20 protein-coding genes, 1 tRNA gene and 2 pseudogenes are annotated in these 21528 nt (G+C 68.6%); 10 read left to right on the top strand and 13 right to left on the bottom strand.

Annotated features, from left to right (window positions below):
• Positions 1–46: 46 nt before the first annotated feature.
• The 3 genes from NR810_RS28445 to NR810_RS28455 form a co-directional block, all read right to left on the bottom strand.
• Positions 47–1318, bottom strand: coding sequence for a Stp1/IreP family PP2C-type Ser/Thr phosphatase (locus NR810_RS28445; RefSeq protein ID WP_257457295.1), 1272 nt, complete (start codon positions 1316–1318; stop codon positions 47–49).
• A 69-nt stretch (positions 1319–1387) separates the two neighbouring features.
• Positions 1388–1906 carry an FHA domain-containing protein gene (locus tag NR810_RS28450; protein WP_257457296.1) on the bottom strand — a complete coding sequence of 173 codons (519 nt, stop codon included), beginning with the start codon at positions 1904–1906 and terminating at the stop codon, positions 1388–1390.
• Between the two features lie 46 nt (positions 1907–1952).
• Positions 1953–2570: a hypothetical protein gene (locus tag NR810_RS28455; protein ID WP_257457298.1), complete on the bottom strand. Its 618-nt coding sequence runs from the start codon at positions 2568–2570 to the stop codon at positions 1953–1955.
• A gap of 122 nt (positions 2571–2692) precedes the next feature.
• On the opposite strand from NR810_RS28455, the gene NR810_RS28460 reads away from it, so the two are divergent.
• Positions 2693–2905 (top strand): hypothetical protein, encoded by a 213-nt coding sequence (locus tag NR810_RS28460; RefSeq protein ID WP_257457300.1) that lies wholly within the window; start codon positions 2693–2695, stop codon positions 2903–2905.
• 434 nt (positions 2906–3339) lie between these two features.
• Positions 3340–3413 (top strand) — tRNA-Ile (locus NR810_RS28465).
• Positions 3414–3688: 275 nt separating this feature from the next.
• Here the strand turns inward: NR810_RS28465 and NR810_RS28470 are convergent.
• Positions 3689–4936, bottom strand: a complete 1248-nt coding sequence (locus NR810_RS28470; protein WP_257457305.1) for an imm11 family protein — start codon at positions 4934–4936, stop codon at positions 3689–3691.
• A gap of 135 nt (positions 4937–5071) precedes the next feature.
• On the bottom strand, positions 5072–6514 hold the full coding sequence (locus tag NR810_RS28475) for an AHH domain-containing protein (RefSeq protein ID WP_456062036.1): 1443 nt from the start codon (positions 6512–6514) through the stop codon (positions 5072–5074).
• Between the two features lie 235 nt (positions 6515–6749).
• On the opposite strand from NR810_RS28475, the gene NR810_RS28480 reads away from it, so the two are divergent.
• Positions 6750–7133 (top strand): helix-turn-helix transcriptional regulator, encoded by a 384-nt coding sequence (locus NR810_RS28480; protein WP_257457308.1) that lies wholly within the window; start codon positions 6750–6752, stop codon positions 7131–7133.
• A gap of 132 nt (positions 7134–7265) precedes the next feature.
• Here the strand turns inward: NR810_RS28480 and NR810_RS52630 are convergent.
• From NR810_RS52630 to NR810_RS28495, 3 genes and pseudogenes are all read right to left on the bottom strand, one after another.
• Positions 7266–7469, bottom strand: a pseudogene (locus NR810_RS52630) (helix-turn-helix transcriptional regulator); the annotation flags it as partial.
• Between the two features lie 79 nt (positions 7470–7548).
• Positions 7549–8202 (bottom strand): annotated as a pseudogene (istA, locus tag NR810_RS52865) (IS21 family transposase); the annotation flags it as partial.
• A gap of 114 nt (positions 8203–8316) precedes the next feature.
• Complete coding sequence (locus NR810_RS28495; protein ID WP_257457310.1) at positions 8317–9729, bottom strand: hypothetical protein; 1413 nt, start codon at positions 9727–9729, stop codon at positions 8317–8319.
• A gap of 144 nt (positions 9730–9873) precedes the next feature.
• On the opposite strand from NR810_RS28495, the gene NR810_RS28500 reads away from it, so the two are divergent.
• Positions 9874–12150 (top strand): sensor histidine kinase, encoded by a 2277-nt coding sequence (locus tag NR810_RS28500; RefSeq protein ID WP_257457315.1) that lies wholly within the window; start codon positions 9874–9876, stop codon positions 12148–12150.
• Positions 12151–12156: 6 nt separating this feature from the next.
• Here the strand turns inward: NR810_RS28500 and NR810_RS28505 are convergent, their stop codons facing one another.
• Positions 12157–12735, bottom strand: coding sequence for a TMEM165/GDT1 family protein (locus NR810_RS28505; protein WP_257457355.1), 579 nt, complete (start codon positions 12733–12735; stop codon positions 12157–12159).
• 344 nt (positions 12736–13079) lie between these two features.
• Between NR810_RS28505 and NR810_RS28510 the strand changes: the two genes are divergently transcribed.
• Positions 13080–13322 (top strand): ribbon-helix-helix domain-containing protein, encoded by a 243-nt coding sequence (locus tag NR810_RS28510; RefSeq protein ID WP_257457317.1) that lies wholly within the window; start codon positions 13080–13082, stop codon positions 13320–13322.
• An 8-nt stretch (positions 13323–13330) separates the two neighbouring features.
• Positions 13331–13480 (top strand): hypothetical protein, encoded by a 150-nt coding sequence (locus NR810_RS28515; protein WP_257457318.1) that lies wholly within the window; start codon positions 13331–13333, stop codon positions 13478–13480.
• 48 nt (positions 13481–13528) lie between these two features.
• Here the strand turns inward: NR810_RS28515 and NR810_RS28520 are convergent, their stop codons facing one another.
• Genes NR810_RS28520 through NR810_RS28530 form a run of 3 tightly spaced genes read right to left on the bottom strand, consistent with a single transcriptional unit; the run spans position 13529 to position 15528 of the window.
• The gene (locus NR810_RS28520) at positions 13529–14566 is read right to left on the bottom strand and encodes a lysylphosphatidylglycerol synthase transmembrane domain-containing protein (RefSeq protein ID WP_257457319.1); all 1038 of its coding nucleotides are present in this window, start codon (positions 14564–14566) and stop codon (positions 13529–13531) included.
• A 15-nt stretch (positions 14567–14581) separates the two neighbouring features.
• Entirely contained in the window at positions 14582–15319 is a 738-nt protein-coding gene (locus NR810_RS28525; RefSeq protein WP_257457321.1) for a tyrosine-protein phosphatase, read from the bottom strand.
• Positions 15316–15528 carry a DNA gyrase inhibitor YacG gene (locus NR810_RS28530; protein ID WP_257457323.1) on the bottom strand — a complete coding sequence of 71 codons (213 nt, stop codon included), beginning with the start codon at positions 15526–15528 and terminating at the stop codon, positions 15316–15318. The genes NR810_RS28525 and NR810_RS28530 overlap by 4 nt, the downstream gene beginning before the upstream one ends.
• Positions 15529–15581: 53 nt before the next feature.
• Here NR810_RS28530 and NR810_RS28535 point away from each other — a divergent pair, with 53 nt between their 5' ends.
• The 3 genes from NR810_RS28535 (at position 15582) to NR810_RS28545 (ending at position 19032) form a co-directional block, all read left to right on the top strand.
• On the top strand, positions 15582–16577 hold the full coding sequence (locus NR810_RS28535) for a magnesium transporter (RefSeq protein WP_257457329.1): 996 nt from the start codon (positions 15582–15584) through the stop codon (positions 16575–16577).
• 59 nt (positions 16578–16636) lie between these two features.
• Positions 16637–17626: an NAD(P)H-quinone oxidoreductase gene (locus NR810_RS28540; RefSeq protein ID WP_257457331.1), complete on the top strand. Its 990-nt coding sequence runs from the start codon at positions 16637–16639 to the stop codon at positions 17624–17626.
• Positions 17627–17994: 368 nt separating this feature from the next.
• Entirely contained in the window at positions 17995–19032 is a 1038-nt protein-coding gene (locus NR810_RS28545; RefSeq protein WP_257457332.1) for an agmatinase family protein, read from the top strand.
• 4 nt (positions 19033–19036) lie between these two features.
• Here the strand turns inward: NR810_RS28545 and NR810_RS28550 are convergent, their stop codons facing one another.
• Complete coding sequence (locus NR810_RS28550; RefSeq protein WP_257457333.1) at positions 19037–20035, bottom strand: ATP-binding response regulator; 999 nt, start codon at positions 20033–20035, stop codon at positions 19037–19039.
• A 131-nt stretch (positions 20036–20166) separates the two neighbouring features.
• Here NR810_RS28550 and NR810_RS28555 point away from each other — a divergent pair, with 131 nt between their 5' ends.
• Positions 20167–21486 (top strand): trypsin-like peptidase domain-containing protein, encoded by a 1320-nt coding sequence (locus tag NR810_RS28555; RefSeq protein ID WP_257457334.1) that lies wholly within the window; start codon positions 20167–20169, stop codon positions 21484–21486.
• The last annotated feature ends 42 nt before the right edge of the window (positions 21487–21528 follow it).

Consider the following 21528-nt stretch of genomic DNA (forward strand, 5'->3'; position numbering starts at 1 on the left):
ATTCCACCAAGTCGTCCGCCCGACGTCTTCCGGGCGGACGGAAGGCTCACTCCTCGGCGAAAGGCTGGATGGCCTGCGCCACCGCCAGCTCCTGCCGGGCCTCGCTCAGCTCCGAGTTGGTGGCCCGCAGCCGGTCCGACAGCACCTGGACGAAGCTCCAGAGCATCTTCACCGCCAGGATGGACTCCCGTTTCATGAGTCCCATCAGATCCGAGCGTGAGATGACCATGGTGCGCGTGGGCTCGACCGCCCGCACGGTGGCCGAGCGGGGGGCGTTGTCGATGAGGCCCATCTCGCCGAAGTGCCCGCCGGGCCGCAGCTCGGCGATCTCCACCCCGCTCTTCTCGATGACCACCCGGCCGCGGATGACCACGAAGAGCTCCTCGCCTGGCTGGCCCTCCACGACGATCTCCCTGCCCGCCGGGAAGGTGCGCGTGGTGGCGATGGACAGCACCGCCGTCTGCTCCTTGTAGGTGAGGTGGCGGAAGAGCGGAATCTTGCGCAGCGCCTCCATGCGGCTCTGCGCCTCGGAGGTCTCCGCCTCCACCGTCCCCTCGCCGGAGACCTTCACCACCACCGCGGTGATGTTGTCCTTGCCTCCGCGCTCGTTGGCGAGGTCCACGAACTTCTTGGGCAGCTCCGGCGGCGCCATGCCCTGGACGAGCGGGAGCACCTCGTCGTCGTCCAGATAGCCGTGCAGGCCGTCCGAGCACAGCAGGAAGAGGTCGCCCGGGAAGAGGTCGACGATGAGGGTGTCGACCTGGACGGACTCCTGGATGCCCACCGCGCGGGTGATCACGTTGCGGTACTGCGAGGTGGCGGCCTGATCCTTGGTGATGGTGCCGGCCTTGAGCTGGGCGGCCACCAGGGTGTGATCCTCGGTGAGCCGGTGGCACTGGCCGTGGCGGACCAGGTAGACGCGGCTGTCACCCACGTGGCCGATGACGCCCTTGTTGCCGCTGACGGCCAGGCACACGAAGGTGGTGCCCATGCCGCGCTTGCTCGGATCCGACAGGGCCATGCGGAAGATGTCCGCGCAGGCGCGCTGGATGGCCACCTCCATCAGGGCCTGGGCCGCGTTGCGGCTGTCCTGGCTGGGGTTGGTGCTCAGGTCCTTGAGCAGGTGCCGGTTGGAGGCCATGTGCTGGCGCACGACCTCGGTGGCTCGGGCGCTGGCCACCTCTCCGGCCGCATGGCCTCCCATACCGTCGGCCACGATGAACAGGCCGAGCGAGGCGTCCACGAGCATCGAGTCTTCATTGTGCTGCCGCTTCCGGCCTACGTCGGTCAGGCCGAACGCCTCTGTCGTCAATGGCACCGCGAACGCTCCCTGTTCCCTGAGAGGGGTGAATCACACGTTACGAAGCCCGTGGAAGGGCTGACAAGATCACGGCCCCAGCCGCCGCGCGAGCACCTTGGTGAAGCCGCTCGCCAGGTAGAAGGTGACCTCTACCTGGCCGAAGCGCAGGCGGGTTCCGTCCGCCAACGGGGACGGTCGCCGGGGGGTCAACCGCACCCCGCCCACGAAGGAGCCGTTCTTCGAGCCCGCGTCCGTGAGGACGAAACGGCCATCGGGCTCGCGCTGGAACCACGCGTGGAAGCGCGACACGGTGCCATCGTCGAGCACCACGTCGTTGTTCCCCGTCCGCCCCACGGTGATGCCGCGGCCGAACGCGTTCTCTTGATTCTTGATGACGGGGAAGACGATGGACTCGCCCACCCCCAACATCGGCGTGGACACGTTGGTGAGCGTGCGGAAGTGGTGATGCTCCTCGTCCTCGTCAGCGGGCCCCTGCGCCAGGACCGGCATGGGCGAGAACACGAGCAACGCCGGCGGCAGCGCACGCTCGTACTCCGCCCGCTCGCGCTGGAAGCGGCTGATGTGGAGGCTGAGAAGCTCGACCATTCGGTACGCACTTCACCCCACCCGGGGGGTCGGGGTCCAGAGGCGCCTAGCGCCAGTCCGCGTACAGCCCGACTTGGGGACCGCCCGTATAAGGACGGGCCAGGCTCGTCCGCCTGTAGTTGTAGATGTCACCATAACCTACCGCCACGCCCAGGGAGACAGGACCGAAGCGGTAGCCTATCTGCGCACGACCATCCAGCAGCCCCACGAAGTAGGACTCCCGCGCCTTGGAGCCCCCGCTGAAGCGAGCACCGTACCAGGCGGGGCCGGTGCCCAGTTGGAAGCCCCACTCCAGGCCGGACGAGCTCCGGCTGCGGTACCCCACGCCCAGCACCAGCGAGTAGAGCTGGAGCGACGTCATGGGAACGGAGGAGCCCTCGACGACGGTGTCCGGCTTGACCGCGGCGAAGGCGGCCATGGGCTCGATGAGCAGGGCGAGCACATCCCTGTAGCCCTGGTAGAACACCAGCTCCCACTGCACGCGCACCTCGGGGAGGACGGCCAGCTGCTCCTCGTGCTCGCGGAGATAGGTGCCCAGGAAGGCACTCCGGGGCAGCCAGGGCGGAGTGGACGACGCCGACGGGGATGGACTCCGCGTCTGGGCCGAGGCGGACACGGACAGACACAGAGTGAACAGGAGCCACGGGAGGAAGCGACGATTCATGACGATTCCTTACCTCGCCACCGGTGGGGGTCTGTCAAGCGCTTGTCAACGAAGTCTCCCGTTGGCTATAGCACCCCTCCCCCCCACGCTGTACGTGAGGGCTCAAGGAGTCAGCTCCCACCATGCCCAGTGCGTCAGTGCGTACAGGCAACACCCGGAAGCGTCCCGCGAAGATCGACGCGTTGGTCCGAGAGGCGGCCGCAGCCGCCACGGGCCTGTTGGATCAGAGCGAGCGCGTTCTGGTCGTCTACGACGAGGGAGGGGCAACCCTCTATTACGAGTCGGACGACGCGGAGGATGGAATAGGCCGCCGCAAGTTGCCTCGCGCATCCTGAAGTGAAGCGGCGCACCGGCTGCGCCGCCCGGAGCCCTGGACCGTACGTCTCCGGCATGTTCCGTCTCAGCCGGTGCCCACCCCGAGCCCCCGCTCGGTCTTGCCGAGAAGCGCCGCCACGGGGAGCGGCGCGTCGGCCCTCCGCCAGCCCTCCTCCAACCCGGGCAGCGGAATCTCCTCGAAGCTCCGGACCCGGCCCTCGAGGCCCCGTTCGCCGAGGACACCTTTTCCGCCACACCGGATCCGCCATGCCGCGTGCTTCCCTGGGACTAGGGAGGTGCGGAGCGGTGTTTCCCTCCCCGAAGCGTCCGAGTACGAGCCCGGGACACCTGCTCCTGTACGAGGCGAACCGCCCGTGGAGCATCCAGGCTCGCATCGGCTCACCTATCCTCTTGCAGTGGGACGCCGGTACCGCTATGAGAGGGCGCACTTTTTGGCCAGGTAGCTCACCTGGTTAGAGCGGCGGTCTCATAATCCGCAGGTAGTCGGTTCAAGTCCGACCCTGGCCAAGGCCCCGGAGTCACTTTCCCAAGTGATTCCGGGGTTTTCTTTTGCCCCCAGTGTCCGGACGAGTTCGGAGCCGTTCGCCCGATTTGGTACCTATTTGGTACCAAGGGTTGAGCCTGCGCGCCCCTACGGTGCCACAGGACGGACGATGCACGCAGCCTGACGCTCGCCCCCGTTCTCCTGCGGCTCCACGCCGGTGGAGGCCTTTGCGCCCCCCGGCCTTTTTTGGCCTTGAGGAGCGCACAGCAGCCCAGCCCGGAGCTACCGCCGCTCCGTACTACGCCACGGGCATCCTTCTGAGACGCGACAGGTGCTCCTCGCCGCTCGCCACGAAGCGCCGTGCCAGTTCGGCCTGGCCCTCCGCGCCATGCTCCAGCAGGTACGCCAACTCCGAAGGCAGCAGCGCCTTGGCGGTGACGAGCTTCACCTCCCCATACGGGGTGGAGAAGTGACTCGGCAGCGTGCGTGACGCCACGCCCAGCAGCACGGCCGCCCTACCCTCCTCGGTGACGAGAGACTTGGGCAGGCCCTTCCCCGACACCTCCATGGAAAAAAGGCCCGCCGTCACCCCCTCGCGTACATGCTCGTGCTCGGCGACTTCATCCGCCACACGGTCCAGCAGCATCAGGGGCCACCCCTTCGAGATGTCCTTCACGGCCGCGTCCACTTCCAGGGCGAGCTCCAGGCCAAAGCCCACGGAGGGCTCCAGGCGCTCGATGAACGGGTCCGAGAGCCCGTGCGTGACAAGCAGCGTACGTCCTGCCTCGCGACGGATGACGCGCCAGAGCTGCCGGTGGCCCGGCCATGAGCCGCTCATGGCGATGGGCATGAAGACCTCCTTGTCCAGCGACCCCAGGGTGCGCCAGGCCGTTTCACGAGCGGTGGCCGCCGTTTCCAGCAGCTCGCGGCTCTTCCGGTCCCGCGCTCGCTCCTCCGCATTGATGGTGCTCTGGCCGGTCACCTCTTGGAACTTCGTCCCCGTGGCCCCCATGCGCTCCAGTGCGTCCTTGATGGTCTCGGACACAACGATGGCCAACTCCCAGCCCCAGGTGCGGAACACCCTGGCATTGCCCACTTTCGAGGGGTCGATGCGCATTCCGATGACGGACCGATACTGTCCGAGCTTTTCTGGTTGCCCATCCTCCAGTTTCCAGTAGCGCACCTCGTCGGAAGCCTCGTCGTCGATGCACTTCACGACGCGTGTGATGTTCAGGAGGACATAGGGTTCGGTCTGCCCGTCCACGTCCACCGGAATGAGCTGCACATCGTCGGGAGCCAGCTCGGAGAACACGGCTGCCACGCTGGCACGGACCACGGGGATGGGAGCACCAGCCAACAGGGAGAAGTCCAGCGACCTACCGGGGACGTAGAGGGGGATCCGAATTCTTCCTTCGACGTGAGCAGACTCGCCTCGTGCGAGCAGCCAGGTCCGGAGCGCCTGTCCCCGCTGATCCACGGGATCATCCAACTCCCAGCGGCCCGGGATATGGAGATCGTCCAACAGCCTGAAATACCGCTTCGCCATGAAGGGCTCCTAGAGCACCGACCGGTTTGATAGAAACCTCAATAATTCCAGCCGTTTGCAATGACATACACAGTGTCGGTATCGCGCCAAGTGACTGTTTTCCTTGAGGAAAGGTCCATCAAACCATTCGGCGTTCTAGGGTGCTGCCCCTTTGGTTAGCAGCCTGTTGAGCCTGCTGCCCTCAGTGAGAATCTCCTCCGCCAACTTCTGGAGCGCCTGTCTCAACGCTCGCGCACACGCCTGTTTGTCGGGGCAGCTTTCCGTCGCCCTATACAACTCTTCATGGACGATTTGATGGTATTCCTCCGGATGTGGCCCCTTGTGGCCAACAACGGGGACCTTGTTGGCCGGGTCCTCCATCGACATGCCGGCCTTGTCGAAAATCTTCTTGAACCGCTGCGTCCAGGGACCGCCACGCAAGGTGGACTTCTCGTTTTCGATGGTGGCGATGTGGTGGACGTCCGGCTTCCTCTTCGAGGGAGCTGTACGTGCCGGAGCTCCCGCCGGAGCGCCCCTCGCGGCCATGCTCACGACATTGGCGGGCAGGACGACACTGAAGGTGCCCTCGGCCACGGCGACCTTCACCTTGTCCGCTTCCTGCACGGCCGTGAGCACGTCTCGGATGCCGGCATGGGACTCGAGCGCACCGGCCGCTTTCGCGAAGCCCGGCAGCTTCGGGGCCTTGGACACCAGCGCCGCCGTCTCACCCACCGCCGCAGTGCCCAGCAGGAGGAGAATCCGCACGCTGTTGGGCCCGATGACCTTGCCGAAGCGGTCTCCCGCCTCGCGCAGCTCCGCGAACGTGCTGGCCTCCGCCGCCTCCTCCCACAACTGGAAGTAGGCCCGCACCAGGTCGAAGAGCTCCCAGCCCAGGTAGCCCCACATGAGCAAGGCCAGTGCAGCAGCGACGCCTTTAGAAACGGGCTCGGGTGCCGAAACCAAGGCGAGATATCCGATGATGGTGAGGCTCAGCGTCGTCCAGAGCTGAGTCGTGGAGAACATGCCGCGCAGCTCCGCGTCCCGGGACTCCAGCGCCGCGTTCACGGAGAGCGCCAGGGCGAGGTCGCGCTTGTCCTCGCCATCCAGGCCCGGCCCGTCCTTGAACAACCCGAGGCAGTCGCCCGGCGTACCTTGCCGCTCGCAGAAGCTCCCGTAGGACCGCGCCAGGGGCGTGCGCCACTCCTCGCCCGTGAGCGGGACGGAGGCCAGCGCCAGCTTCCGGTGGAGGTAGAGCGGAAAGTGGGAGCCAGCCACCCGCAGCGGCATGTTCAGCACCAGGGTGGCGAGGGCTTCGTTGAGCTCGAAGTCGCTCACCTGCACCGCCCTGAATCGGGTGGGCAGGGAGAGTCGGACCAGCTCGTCCGCGGCCTCACCCGCCCCCGCCTCCTCCGTGGGAGGCCGGGCGTCCTCATGGAAACGGGGTATCGATGGCCGGTAGGACGACCCCACCAGCAGACCGCCCCGAGGAACACCCGTGGCGCACGCCGTCTGGAGGAAGAGGACGATGAGAGCCCAAGCACCCAACCAGGGGCGCTGCCGCGTGCCTGCCGGGCGCCAACCAACAAGACGTGTGGACACGCCGCACCTCCGGTAAGGGGACTGGCCCGAGGATTACAGAGGGCTCCGACAGGAACGTCAACCCATCAGGTATGCGTAGGCACTGACAATCTGGTGGATAGGATTCCGCACCATGACATGAGCCGAGAGGGATAGACGTTGACGGCACCACCACCGCCCACGACTGCATGCCCGGACTCATCACTGCTGGGAGTTGCTCGTCGCGGTCCTCTGTCCTTTGCGGTAGACGGGCACAATGGACGAGAAGCTGCGACAAGCTCTGGGGGACTCGGCCCGAGCTGCTCGCCTGCGGCTGGGTCTCACGCAGGCGGAGGTGGCCAAGAAGGTGCGCCTGAAGCCCGGCGTCTACGGCCGGGTCGAGCGAGGCGCGATGGTGCCCAGCGTGCCCACGCTGCGGCGCATTTGCGAGACCCTGGGCATCTCCTCGGATGCGCTCCTGTCTCTGGGTGCTCAAGCCCACCAGGCGACGGCACCCGCCCCTCCACCCGCGGCTGGTGAGCACCCGGAGCTCAGCCGCATCATCCACATCTTGCAGGAGTGGCCGCCGGAGAGGTTGGCGCTCTTGCGCAAGCTGCTGGAGACGGCCGACCCCCACCTCTCGGACGTGAGCTTGCGGTGATTCCTCCGGGGTGGGTGCGGACTCCTGTGGCCAGGTCACCGCCTCGCGCGCTTCGAGCCCCAGGGCGGTACTGGCGTCCACCCGCAGCACCATGCAGAGCTTGCGCAGGGTGAGGACGCTGGGCGTCAGGTTGCCCCGCTCCATGCGCCCATACACCTCGGTGGCCACGCCCACGCGGTCGGCCACGTCCGCCTGGGTCAGCTGGGTCTTGAGCCTGGCCTCTCGCAGAGCCGTACCCAGGTGGACGGTCAATTTCTTCTTCGTCAGCAGGCACGCCGTCTGGCGCAGTCGCGCGTTGCGCAGGCGCGAAGACAGCTTCTTGTTCTCCCGGTGCACCCACTCCGCATCCGCTGGGCGTCCACTCAGCGTGCGCGCGGTGGCTGGCCGGCATGTGCTCGGCCAGCGTGGTGAAGCGTCCGCGCTCCTCGCTGCGCACGTGGCTGGCCACGCGCCGGCCGCCCAGCAGCACTTCCACGCACGTCTGCGTGTAGCGCACCTCCATCTGCTGCCCCACCAGCCCGTACGGCACGCTGTAGCAGTGCCCCTCCAACTCCACGTGGTAGTCCACGTTGACGCGCGCCTTCTTCCAGTGCGCCAGCTCGTAGGGCTTGTCCGGCAGCGGTTTAAGGGCCGCCCTCTCCACCTCCTCGAAGAGTTGCCGGCGGCTCTTGCCCAGCTTGCGCATGGGTCGCGTGTTGAGTTTCTCCAGCAGCACCGCCACCGCCTCGCGCACCTCGCCAAGCGACGTGAAGCGCCGGTTGCGCAGCGCCGCCAGAATCCACCTCTCGGCCAGCAGCACTCCGTTCTCCACCTTCGCCTTATCCCGCGGTTTGCGCGGCCGCGCCGGCACCACCGCGAAGCCGTAGTGCCTGGCCATGTCCGCGTAGCTGGGGTTGATGTCCGGCTCGTACCGGTTGGCTCGCGTCACTGCCGCCTTCAGGTTGTCGGGCACCACCACCTGCGGCACTCCCGCGAAGTACGACAACGCCCTCTGGTTGCACCCCACCCACGTGGCGGTGTCCTCGCCGAAGACGGGCTCCGCGTACGTGTAGTTGCTGGCCCCCAGCACCGCCAGGTACAGCTTCCTAAACCGCAGGTAGTCGGTTCAAGTCCGACCCTGGCCAAGGCCCTGCTTCCCAAGTCTCGGGAAGCAGGGCTTTTTTTCTATCCGCATCCGTCTGACTCAGCGATGGCCCCCGGCCGGGGCCAGCCGGACGTACACCATGCCGCCCACCGGGGTGCGGCTGCCGTAGAAGGGCTCGAGCCCCTCGGGCACCACGTTCAGCGCACCGCGCACGCCCACCCCTGGCCGCACCGGTCCCAAAGGGCCGAAGTTGTAGACGTAGCCCAGCACCAGGGCACCCACGTCGAAGATGCCCTCCTCCAGTTCCTCGGGGAGGACCAGGTCGTGCCCCAACTTCTCCACGTACTCGGCACGCCCGAAGACGACGTGGTGCCCATCCAGGTCCAGGCTGCTCTCCAGGAGGAAGGAGTTGGTGCCCGCGTGCTCGCCCTCCACGTTGCGGCCGAAGACGGCCGTGGTCGCCCAGAAGCCTCGCTCCCCGAAGGGCGCATGGTACGTGGCCGACGCGGTGAGCCGATGAACCGAAACATCCGGCTCGAGCACCTCGGGACTCTTCAGGTAGCCGTAGGACACCTGCGTGCTGACACGCGCCGTGGGGTTGGCCGATAGCCGCACGGAGTACGAGTCCGGGGTCCGCAGGTCCAGGTTGTACCGGTGCTCGTCGGGTTCGCGGCCGTTGAACCAGGAGGCCTCCAGCTTCGCCGCCGGGGTGACGACGCCCGCCGTGAGCACCCCGAAGGAGATGTGCGTGGCGTCCTGCCAGTGGTGTCCCAGTGTGGCCAGCGGGTCGTACCAGGCCGACGCGCGGTGCGGGAAGGCCACGGGCCCCAGCGCTGGCTCGCCCGCGGGCGCCGCATAGAGCAGCAGCCCCCAGGTGTCCGAGAAATAGTGGGTGTACGAGAGCGCCAACTCCATGAAGAGGTCATGCGGGTGTTGCCGGTCGCGCAGCGGCTCGTCCCTGTAGGCCTCTCCCGTCTGGAGCAGCAGCGGGTAGCCCCCGTTGGCCCCAGCGGTGAAGGGCTCGGGACTCATCATCACGCTCGCGACGAGCTGCCCCGAGGGCAGTTCCCGGTCCACCATGAGCATCAGCCAGCCGATTCCGGCGAGCGCGCTCTCTCCTCGGGGGCCGCCCTGCACGTCGTAGCCGCCGAAGAGCAGGCCCTGGAACATGAGGCCCCACCCCGAGACATCCCAATGCAGCATCGACGACGGAATGAGGTCCGGCTGCCAGGAGGTGCCGGAACCCCGGCGCATCAGCGGAATGTCCCGGAGCGAGCGGACCTCGGGCGCATGCCCCGCCATGCGACCCCTGTGTCCGGCGCCGTGCATACCGGGGCCCTCGTGCTCGCCCCGGGGCTCGTCCTTGCTGGGAGCCGAGGGCTCGCCATGAGTCTCCTGCTCGCCGGGAGTGGCGTGCCCACCATGACCCTCGTGCTCCCCCCCGGGTGCCTGGGCCCTGGCTCCAGCGGGAAGGGCCACGAGCAGGGCAAGAGACAGGATGACGATGCGCATATTCCACCTCGCATCCTGGAGGCTGATGCCTGTCTCCTGAATACGGGAGGGCTCGGCCAGCGCGCCCATCCGAAGAGGGAGCGGGCGGACTGGGTGGGGCCCGATTGGTGAACATTGGTACGTACGAGAGGTCTCTCCTCGCCCATGCCGTCAATCGCCGATCTCATCGAGCAGCACCGCGAGAACCTCCTCGAACGCTACCTGGAGGAGGCCAGCCGGCTCCCTTCCGCCCGGAAGGTCAGCCGCCGGGACATCCTCGACAACCTCCCCGCGTACCTCGATGCGCTGTGCGCCCTCTCACGAGGCCAGCGGGGCGGGCCCGGCCATGACCGGCGGTGCCTGGAGGAGGCCCACCTCGGCCAGCGTCTCCGGCTCGGTTACACCCTGGGGGATGTGATGGCCGAGCACGTCCTCCTCGGCCGGCTCCTCTCGCGCCTCTGGGAGTCCCTCCCTCCCGGCCAGCAACCCACCCTCGAGGACACCCAACGGCTCTTCGATGAGCTCCAGTCCGCCAGTACGCGCATCGTCTCCGCCTTCAACGGCCAGTCCTCCGAAGCCCGCCGCCCGCCCATCTCTCGCGGGATCGAAGCACTCCCGTTGGGCGAGGAGCGCCTGCGCCTGGCCGTGGAGGCCACCGGCCTGGGCACCTGGGACTACGATCCCACCACCGGCGACCTGCTCTGGGATGAGCGCTGCAAGGTCCTCTTCGGCCTGCCCCCGGACGCCAGGGTGGAGAGCTACGACACCTTCCTCGCCGCGCTGCACCCCGAGGATCGCGAGCGCGCCCATCGCCTGGTGCGGGATGCCCTGGATCCGGCCGGCAGCCACACCTACCGGACCGACTACCGAATCGTGGGCCTCCAGGACGGCATCGAGCGGTGGCTGTCTTCCAACGGCCGGGCCTTCTTCGATTCGAGTGGCCGGCCGGTACGCCTCATCGGCACGGTGCTCGACATCACCGAGCGGGTGCGCGCACGCGAGGCCGTCGAGCGGGAGAAGAACCGGGTCATCTCCATCCTGGAGAGCATCTCCGAGGCCTTCGAGGCCTTCGATCACGAGTGGCGCTTCATCTACGTCAACCGCGAGGCCGAGCGCCTCCTGGGCCAGTCTCGCGAGACACTGCTGGGCCGCAACCACTGGGAGCTCTACCCAGCGGTCCTGGGCACCTGCCTGGAGCACAACTTCCGCCGCGCGGCCGCCGAGCGTATCTCCCTCACCTTCGAGAACTACTATGCCCCGTGGGATCGCTGGTTCGAGCTCCACACCTATCCCACCGACGAGGGGCTCGCCGTCTACTTCCACGACATCACCGAGCGCAAACGCCACGATGCGGAGCGCGAGCGGCTCCTGCGCGAGCAGACGCGGCTGCGCGAGCAGGCCGAGAAGGCCCTGCGCGAGCGCCAGCGCGCCGTGGAGGTACTGGAGCACGGAGAGGCGATCCTCGTCCTCGACAAGGACTTCCGCATCATCCTGGTGAACGAGAACCAGGAGCGCATCTCCCGGACGCGGCGCGAGGACACGCTCGGCCGGGTCTTCTGGGAGGTGTTCCCCACCCTCGCCACACCCGAATCGACCTACTGGCGCCAGTTCCACCACGTGATGGAGCAGAAGGTGCCGGTGCAGTTCGACGAGTACTACCCTCCGTTGGATCTCTGGGTGGGCATGAGCGCCTTTCCCACCAGCGAGGGCGGGCTGGCCGTCTTCTTCCGCGACATCACCGAGCAGAAGCGCGCCGAGCAGTTGCGCGAGCGGCTGGTGGGCATCGTCAGCCATGATCTGCGCAGCCCGCTCCAGAGCATCTCGCTGGCCTCCGAGATGCTGCTGCGCCGCGAGGACATCCCCGCGCCCGCGCTCACCGGGGTGCGGCGCATCTCCCGGAGCGCGGAGCGCATGTCGCGGATGATCACCGACCTGCTCGACTTCACCCGCGCCCGCACGGGCGGTGGCATCCCCCTGCAGCGCCGTCCGGGCGAGCTGGTGGACCTGGTGCGCAACACGCTCGAGGAGCTCGAGGTGACGCACCCGGGCCGCGTCGTGCTGTCCCATGGCCGGGGGCCCTACGCGGGGGAGTGGGACCTGGACCGGCTCGCCCAGGTCGTCACCAACCTGGTGGGCAACGCGCTCCAGCACGGGGCCGAGGACACCCCGGTGGAGGTGGACCTGCGCGAGGACGGCCCCGAGCTCGTCCTCACGGTGACGAACCAGGGGACGCCCGTTCCCGACACCCTGCTGCCCCACATCTTCGATCCCTTCCGGCGCGCCGGGAGCGGCGCCCACTCGTCACGCCAGGGACTCGGGCTGGGGCTCTACATCGTGCAGCAGATCGTCCTGGCCCACGGCGGCTCCATCGCCGTGAGCTCCAGCGAGGCCACGGGCACCCGCTTCACCGTGCGGCTGCCCCGGGGCGCCACACCTGCCTGACTCCCCTCAAGCCGTTGGCGACACGCCCCGCACCGCGGCCACCAGCGAGACGATGCCGAAGAGGAAGAAGAGCGAGGCGGCGGACCAGCGGATCCACTTCGCCTGCACCTTGCCCGCCAGCTTCTCGCCGAGGAACACGGCCAGCCCGTTGGAGGCCATCATCCCCAGCGTGGTGCCCACCGTCACCCAGAACACCGACTGGTAGCGCGCCGCCACCGCCACCGTGGCGAACTGCGTCTTGTCCCCCATCTCCGCCAGGAAGAAGAGGATGACGGTGGTGATGAAGGGGCCGAAACGGGCCGGGCTCGCCGTCTCGTCCAGCGTGTCCGGCTTGAGCGTCCACAGGCCGAAGCCGATGAAGAGCGCCGCCAGGATGCCCGCCATCACCCGCGGCGGCACGTGCGCGGACACCCAGCTGCCCACGCTCGCCGCCAGGGCATGGTTGGCCAGCGTGGCCACCAGGATGCCCGCCATCACCACCCACGGCTTGCGGAAGCGCGACGCCAGGGAGAAGGCCAGCAGCTGGGTCTTGTCCCCCATCTCGCTGGCGGCCACCAACACGAACGAACCGATGATCGCTTCCAACGTCACGACGCACCTCGTACCGCGTGTTCGAGCCGAGGAATCGTGGGAGCCTTTCGCGCGCACGACGGACCTCGGCCAGGTTGATCCCTGTCCGAAGGTCTCGTTCGCCTCGCGCACCGCCGAGGTGGGGACCCGGGCCCTTCCGGGCCAGTGTGTCGAGTTCCCCGACGCCGCTCTCTTCCGGCGTGAACTACTCCCCTTGCTGGGAGCCGCACGTAGCAGTGCCCTCCGGCTCCGTCAAGCCATGGCTCCCTCGATGGTTTTTTTGACGGCTCGCTCGCCTGCCCCCCTAATGCCTCCCACAGGCCAGTAGTGGCCTGTAGCAGCCCCGAGGAGGAAGTCCGATGCAGGATGCCAGCTCCAGCCCGATGAGCTCCGAGGTCACACCCGCCTCGGCCGACTCGAACGGCCCCGACGCCGCCGAGTCCGTGGTCTCCACCCACGTGCTCGTGCCCATCGAGCAGGTCCACAAGCTGCGCGAGCTCGCTCGCCGCACCCGCATCCACCAGAGCGAGTACCTCCGCGAGGCCGTGGAGGACCTGCTGGCCAAGTACGGCCGCCTGTCCGCCCCCGGAGACGGACAGTGAGGACCGCCATGCCCTCCCCGGGACGTACCCAGGCCCTGGCCCGCGAGAAGGCTCCGCCCCCGGCGGACATGGGCCGCGGATTCGGTACCCGTGGCTCCGTTGAGCGCCCCGCCTCCATCCGCGACGCCATCATCCGCTGGCTCAACGAGGAGTTGTAGACAGTACCCTCACCCCGTCCCTCTCCCGAAGGGAGAGGGGTGGGTGGGTCAGGCCGACGGCAGCGACGAGGTGGCCTCCTGCTCCTTGTTCAGCTTGCCCGCGATGTCCTTGAAGGACACGTGCGCCATCGACATCAGCACCACGCCGAAGCCGATCTGCTGCACCGTCTGGCACAGCCACAGCACGTTCGCGTACGCCAACCCGCTCGAGTTCACCACCGACGCCGGGAGGAACAGCGACAGCCCCACCTTCACCGCCGCCTGGAACGTCCCCACCATGCCCGGTGCCGCGGGGATCATCACCCCCACCACCAGCACCGACATCACCACGTAGGCCTGGAAGGGCGTCAGGTTCATCGTCCCGAACGCCCGCGACAGCACCGCCATCCCCAGCCCGTTCAGCGCCCAGTACACCAGCGTGTAGAGGAAGAAGCCCGTCATCTGGCGGCGATCCGGCAGCTGCCTCATGGCCCCCACGAAGGTGTCCACGACGTCCGCCATCTTGTCCGCCACGCCCGGCGCCAGGCGGCCCACCGTGGCCCTCACCAGATGCACCGCGCTCGCCTGGTGCTTCAGCGCGAACAGCAGGAAGGCCAGCCCGCCGCCGAACACCGCGAACATCAGCGTCGCGCCCAGCTTCACGTAGCGGACCTCGGGCACCTCCGCCGTCACGAACAGCAGCAGCACCCACATCCCCACCGACACGAACATGCCGTCCGTGATGCGCTCGAGCACCACCGACGTCATCGCCGCGCTCCGGCGGATGGAGCTGCGCTGCGCGATGAGGAAGGGCCGCGCGAACTCGCCCAACCGGAACGGCAGCACCAGCAGCATCATGAAGCCGATGCCCGACGCCTCGTTCAGCTTCTTGAAGGGCACCCGCTCCAGTCCCGACAGCAGGCACCCCCACCGCAGCGTCCGCGACAGGTGGATGAGCGTCAGGATGGCGAAGTACGGCAACACCCACAGGTAGTTGGCCGACTTCAGGCTCGACACCTGCGAGTGCCAGTCCGTGTCCCGGAAGGCCCACCAGGTGAAGAGAAGGGTGACGAGCAGGCTCGCAATCAGCTTGACGGCGCGGTTCACGGCGCCCGTATATCGTCACCCTCGCCCGGACTCCAGGGCTTCCCCCGTCAACAATCGGGCTGGCGACGTGGCCATCAGCCGGGTGAAGGCCCGCTCGCCTACCCTGCTCCGTAGCTCGGCCAGCGCCTTCCCCACCCACTCCCGCGCCCCCACCGGTCCGTGCAGATCCGTGGCCCCCACGGCGTACAGCCCATCCTCCAGGAAGGCGCGTGCCAGCTTCTTCGCCGTCCCTCCGTACCGCCCCGTCAGCGCTCCCACGTCCAGTTGCAGCAGCGCCCCGGTGCGCACCGCCTCGGCCGCCCGGCCTGGACGCTCGAACTCCAGGCAGCGCTCCGGGTGCGCCAGCAGCGGCGTCACCCCCTTGAGGCGGATGCGGAAGAGGATGTCCGTCAGCGCTGGCACCGGGGAGGTATACGGCAGCTCCACCAGCACGTACTTCCCCGCTCCCAGCAGCCGCGCCTCCGGCGTCCCCAGCCCGCGCAAGAAGGCCTCGTCGAGGAAGTTCTCCGCGTTCGTCCCCAACGTGAGCTTCACGCCCTCGCGCTCGAGCGCCTCGCGGAGCTCCACCAGCCGAGCCTCCACTATCTCCCGCGAGTGCGAGGGGTACTCGGGCCGCGCGTGGGGACTGGGAGCCACCGTGGTGAAGCCCAGGTCCACCAGCGCCCGCGCCATCTCCAGAGCGTCCTCCAGCGTGCGCGCCCCGTCATCCACCCCGGGCACGAGGTGGCAGTGCAGGTCGCACAGCCCGCTCACGCGTCGCCGCCGCGCTCGGGGTGCTGATCGGCCGGAAGCTCGTCTTCCTGCTCGTCGGCCTGACGATCCGGGACGCGGTACTCCTCACCCAGCCAGCGCCCCAGGTCCACCATCCGGCAGCGCTTGGAGCAGAAGGGAAACGCCGGGTTCTCGGCGCGCGGGGCAACCGGCTTCCGGCAGATGGAACACTCTCGCACAGTCGTGGACACGCCGTAGTCATAAGCCTTGACGCTCCGACGGGCCAGCGCGTTTAGAGTCCCGCGTGGCCTCTGCCGACGAAGAACACACGTTGCTGCGCAGCGATCGGCTCTCGCGTGACTTCGTCGCCGTGGGCGCCGAGGACACCGTCGCCCAGGCCCTGGAGAAGATCCGCGCCGCGCCCGGCACCAATGAGATCTTCTACTGCTACGCGTGCGATCCGGCCGGCCGTCTGGTGGGCGTGGTACCCAGCCGCAAGCTCATCCGTGCCTCGCCCGAGGAGCGCATCTCCTCGCTCATGTTCACCCGCGTGGTGAAGCTGCCCGCGAACGCGCCGGACTCGCTGGTGGAGGACTTCTTCGTCACCTACCGCTTCCTCGCCTTCCCGGTGGTGGACACCGAGGACCGCATCGTCGGCGTGGTGGAGGTCAGCAACTTCGTCGACACCTTCTCCGACACCCTCTTCGACGAGGTGGAGGGCCGGGTGCGCGGCGAGGTGTACCGCTTCGTCGGCCTCCCCGACAACGAGAGCAAGGAGCGGCGCCCCCTCGTGATGGCCCTGCGGCGCTTCCCCTGGCTGCTCGTCAACATCGGCGGGGGATTTCTCGCGGCCACCATCTCGCGCATCTTCGAGCGGACGGTGGAGGAGCTGGTCGTGGTCGCCGCCTTCATCCCCATGGTGCTCGTCCTCTCCGAGAGCCTCGGGGTGCAGACCACCGCCGTGTCCACATCCATGCTCGCCGAGCAGCATGTGGACAGGTCCCAGGTGCGCCGCGAGGTGCTCGGCACCAGCCTGGCCGGGATGATGGCGGCTACGGTGGTGGCCCTCCTCGGACGCATCTACGCCCCCAACCTCGTCTTCCCCTTCGTCCTCTTCATCGCCATCACGCTGTCCACATCGCTCGCCGCCATCCTCGGGGCCGTGCTGCCCTTCCTCTTCCACCGCTTCCGCGTGGATCCGCACATGGCCTCGGCGCCCCTGGTGCTCGCCATCTCCGACAACATCACCCTCTTCACGTACTTCACCCTCGTCACGCACCTCGTCACCCGAAGGTCGTGACGCGGGAGCATCCGTGCTTGACTGCGCCGGTTCAACAGCCCCTGAGTGAGGTGTCCCCCATGCAGGTCCTCCGCATCACCCGCCCCGGCGGCCCCGAGGTGCTCGACTTCGAGGAACGTCCCGCTCCCACTCCCGGTCCCTCGGACCTCCTCGTGCGCGTGGGCGCCACCGCCCTCAACCGCGCCGACCTCCTTCAGATCCGCGGCGCCTACCCCCCTCCGCCCGGCGCCCCCCCCGATGTTCCTGGTCTCGAATACGCCGGCGAGGTCATCGCCACCGGCCCCCTCGTCCGCCGCTTCAAGGTCGGTGACCGGGTGATGGGACTCGTCGGCGGTGGCGCCTTCGCCGAGCAGCTCATCACCCATGAGCGAGAGGCCCTCCCCATGCCGGAGAACCTCGACTTCGCTCAGGCCGCCTCGCTCCCCGAGGCCTACCTCACCGCCTTCGACGCGCTCGTGCTCCAGGGCGGACTGCGCATGGGCGAGTCCGTCCTCATCCACGCCGTGGCCAGCGGCGTGGGCTCCGCAGCCGCGCAGATCTGCCGCGCCATGGGGGCCCGGGTCTTCGGGACGGGGCGGAACGCGGAGAAGCTCTCGCGCGCCTCCGCCTGGGGCGTGGAGAAGACGGTGCTGTGTGATGTCTCTCCCCCGCGCTTCGCCGAGGCCGTGCGCGAAGCCACCGGCGGGCGCGGCGTGGACCTGACGCTGGACCTCGTGGGCGGGGACTACCTCCCGGAGACGCTCCGGGCCATGGCTCCCCAGGGACGCGTGATGCTCGTGGGGCTGGTGGCTGGCGCTCAGGCCCCGGCGGACCTGAACGTCATCCTCACCCGGCGGCTGCGCATCACCGGGACCGTGCTCCGCAGCCGGCCTCCCGAGGAGAAGATGGCCCTCGCCCAGGCCACCGAGAGGCACCTCCTCCCCCTGTTCCGGGCCGGGACGCTCACGCCCGTCGTCGATGCCGTGTACCCCATGCGCGAGGCCCGTGAGGCGCTCGCCCGGATGGCCCGCAACGAGTCCGTGGGCAAGCTCGTGCTCCGCTGGGACTGAGCCGATGGAGTGAAGTGCTTCACAGGATGCCTGTGGCCTGCTTCACAGCGCCCCCCGGGCTCCCCAGGTACCTTGCCGATACTCGAAGCGCGAACGGGGTGGCCAGGCAAGATGCCCCCACCCTGACTCTCTCCCCGAGGGCGAGGGTCCGTCAGCGGAGGGGGGAGGGCTCCACCTGGGCCCTTCCCCCTTCCAGCTTCTTCTCCCCTGTGTCCTCTGGGTCCCTCTTGGGTGGCAGGCCGGCCGCCGGGTAGGAGAACGGGCGCGGGTACCCTCACCCCGTCCCTCTCCCGGAGGGAGAGGGGAAATGGCTCCAGAGAAGAGGACCGTTGCTTCACGCACACGGACCCTTATCCTCCGCCGCCACCATGCCTGCTGCCTTCGACCCCAGCGCCGCCGCCTCCCCTGACTCCGGCATCTTCGGCCTCCCCCACTCCCCCGATGAGGCCCACGTCGTCCTCATCCCCGTCCCCTTCGAGGCCACCACCAGCTACGGCGGTGGCACCTCCGACGGCCCCTCCGCCGTCCTCGAGGCCAGCCGCCAGGTCGACCTCTTCGATGTCGAGACCGGCCGCCCCTACGAGCGCGGCATCGCCCTCCTCCCCGAGCCCGAGCAGTGGCGCGCCTGGAACACCCGCGCCAAGGCGCGCGCCGTCCCCATCATCGAGGCCGGTGGCATCGACCACTCCAACCCCGAGCTCCGGGCCGCCTCCACCGAGGTCAACCAGCTCTGCGAGCAGCTCCACGACGCCGTCTACCGCACCGCCCAGGAGTGGCTCGCCAAGGGCAAGCGCGTCGGCGCCGTCGGCGGTGACCACTCCATCTCCTACGGCATCATCCGCGCCCACGCCGAGAAGTACCCCGGCCTCGGCGTCCTCCACCTCGATGCCCACGCCGACCTCCGCGACGCCTACGAGGGCTTCACCTGGTCCCACGCCTCCATCATGTTCAACGTGGTGAAGCGCATCCCCGGCGTGCACTCCCTCGTCCAGGTCGCCATCCGCGACATGAGCGAGGACGAGCACCGCGTCATCGAGCAGTCCAACGGCCGCGTCCGCGCCTTCTTCGACTCGGACATCAACCACAAGCGCTTCGATGGCATCCCCTGGAACCGTCAGGTCGATGAGATCGTCAAGCACCTGCCCCAGCACGTCTACCTGTCCTTCGACATCGACGGGCTCGATCCCACCCTGTGCCCCCACACCGGCACCCCCGTCCCCGGTGGGCTCTCCTTCCCCGAGGCCGTCGCGCTCATCTCCGGTGTCGTCCGCTCCGGGCGCACCATCGTCGGGTTCGACCTCACCGAGGTCGCCCCGGATCCGGAGGGCGGTGAGTGGGATGGCAACGTCGGCGCCCGGCTGCTCTACAAGATGATCGGCTGGATGCTGAAGTCCGAGCGCAAGTAGCAGCTCAGGCCCGGGGCAGGATCACGCTGAACGTCGTGCCCTGCCCCTTCTTCGACTCCACCGAGAGCCCGCCGCCATGCAGCCGCGCCAGCTCCGAGGCGATGTAGAGCCCCAGCCCTTCTCCTGTCCGGAAGGGCTCGAAGAGCTGTCGCAGCTCCTCGTCCGAGATGCCCGGGCCCCGATCCTTCACGCGCACCGTCGCCAACGACGGCGTGGCCTCCAGCTCCACCCGCACCTCTCCGCCGTGCCGGCTCGCATGGTTCAGCAGCACGTCCAGCACCTGCCGCATCCGCGCCAGATCGAACCGCAGCTCCACCGGCCCCGGCGGCACGTCCAGCACCCACCGCACCTGGGGATGGGCCTGCTTCCAGGCCTCCAGCTCTCCGCGCAGGTGCACCCCCAGATCCGCCAAGACCGGCTCGAGCGTCACCGTCCGGGCCGCCAGGGCCGTCACCTCGTGGAAGTCCCGCGTCAGCGTCTCCAGGGCCTTCAACTGGGCCCCGAGCGTCTCCAACGCCCCACCGTCCGCTCTTCCCTCCGCGCGCAGCCGCTCCACCTGCGCTCGCGCGGTGGACAGCGGTCCCTCGAAGCCGCGCGCCACCCAGTTGCCCAGCACCTCCACCGCCGACGGTCCCTCCAGCGCCTTCGGACGCGGCGCCTCCGCCAGGGCCTGGCGGATCAACGCCTCGAAGTCCGTGATCTCGAAGGGCTTGTGCAGGAAGGCATGTGCCTCGGGCGCACCATGCGGCAGCACCGCGCTCAACAGGATGATGGGCACATGGCCCAGCACCTCGTCGCTCTTCAGCTTGCGGCACAGCTCCAGACCACTCAGCCGCGGCATCATGTGGTCCGTGACCACCAGGTTCGGACGGCGCGCCCGCGCGAGATTCCATGCTTCCTCGCCGTCGCGCGCCTGGATCACATCGTGTCCCAGATCCTCGACGACCTGACTCAACACCTCGAGCACCGCGGGCTCATCGTCCGCTACCAGGACGAGACTCATGGGCTCATTCCACTCACCCCTGTCCGGAAACGTCCAGTGCGCTCTCCGGGAATGTCGGAAGGCTTGCGCGGTTCCCGACAATCAGGGCGTCTCTCACCCGACACCGCATCCGCGCAGAGGGAGGATTCGACGTGAAGCACCAGACCATCCGATGGGGACTGACACTCGCGGTGCTGCTGGCTTTCACTGGTGGCACCAACGCCCGGGCCGATGCCGCCCGGCGGCGCAATGAAGTCGTGGAGGTGGTCCAAAAGGTCTCTCCAGCGGTCGTCTTCATCGGCACCGAGCAGGAGGTGGAGTCGCCCTTCCGCGGCCGCCGCTCGATGATCGAGGAGTTCTTCGGCGCGCCCCCGCAGGCGCAGCGCCAGCAGGGCCTGGGCAGCGGCGTCATCGTGGACCCCAACGGCACCATCGTCACCAATGACCACGTCATCCGCGGCGCCTCGGCCATCCACGTGGTGCTGGCCGACGGACGCGAGTTGGAGGCCGAGGTCATCGGCAGCGACGCCAACAACGACCTGGCCGTGCTCAAGGTCAGCTCCAAGCAGCCGCTGCCCGCCGCGAAGCTGGGCACCAGCTCGGATCTGATGATCGGCGAGACGGTCGTCGCCATCGGCAGCCCCTTCGGCCTGAGCAAGACGGTGACGTCGGGCGTGGTGAGCGCCACGGGCCGCACCTTCAAGGCGGACGGACGCACCTACAACGACTTCATCCAGACGGACGCGGCCATCAACCCGGGCAACTCGGGCGGGCCGCTGCTCAACGTGGACGGAGACGTCATCGGCATCAACACCGCCATCTTCGCCAGCGCCCAGGGCATCGGCTTCGCCATCCCCGCGGACAAGGTGCGGCGGATCATGGACGAGCTCACCCGCTTCGGGAAGGTGCGCCCGGCCTGGGTGGGCATCGAGGCGCAGGATCTGTCGCCGAGGCTCGCCCGGCAGCTCGGGTGGGACCGCACCTACGGCGCCGTCGTCAGCGACGTGGAGCCGGGCAGCCCCGCCGACCAGGCGGGCATCCGCCGCGGCGACGTGCTGGCCGAGATGGGCGGCTCGCGCGTCTCCGACGCCGAGGACTACGTCACCCGCGCCCGGGGCTACCCCGCCCGCGCCGCCTTCCCGCTCGTCATCTTCCGCGAGGGCGGCCAGCGCACCCTCCAGGTCACCCCCGTGGAGTTCCCGCCGCAGCTCATCGAGGCCCTCGCGTGGAACAGGCTGGGACTGAGGGTGAAGCCGGTGCGCGGCGGCATGTCCGTCCAGTCCGTGCGCCCCGGCTCGGCGGCCGCCGAGGTGGGGCTGGAGCCGGGAGACCTGATCGCCCGCGTCAACAACCAGCCGGTCGCCGAGCCGGCCTCCTTCCAGGAGGCCCTGCTGAGCGCCCGGGGTTCGCGCAGCGTGCTGCTGCTCGTGCGGCGCGGACGTTACGGATACCACGTCACCCTGCCCTTCTAGACAGGGGGGAACTGGCGATCCCCGGGCCGGGGCCTCTAGCAT

It is taken from the genome of Archangium lipolyticum (genome assembly GCF_024623785.1).
Lineage (GTDB): Bacteria > Myxococcota > Myxococcia > Myxococcales > Myxococcaceae > Archangium > Archangium lipolyticum.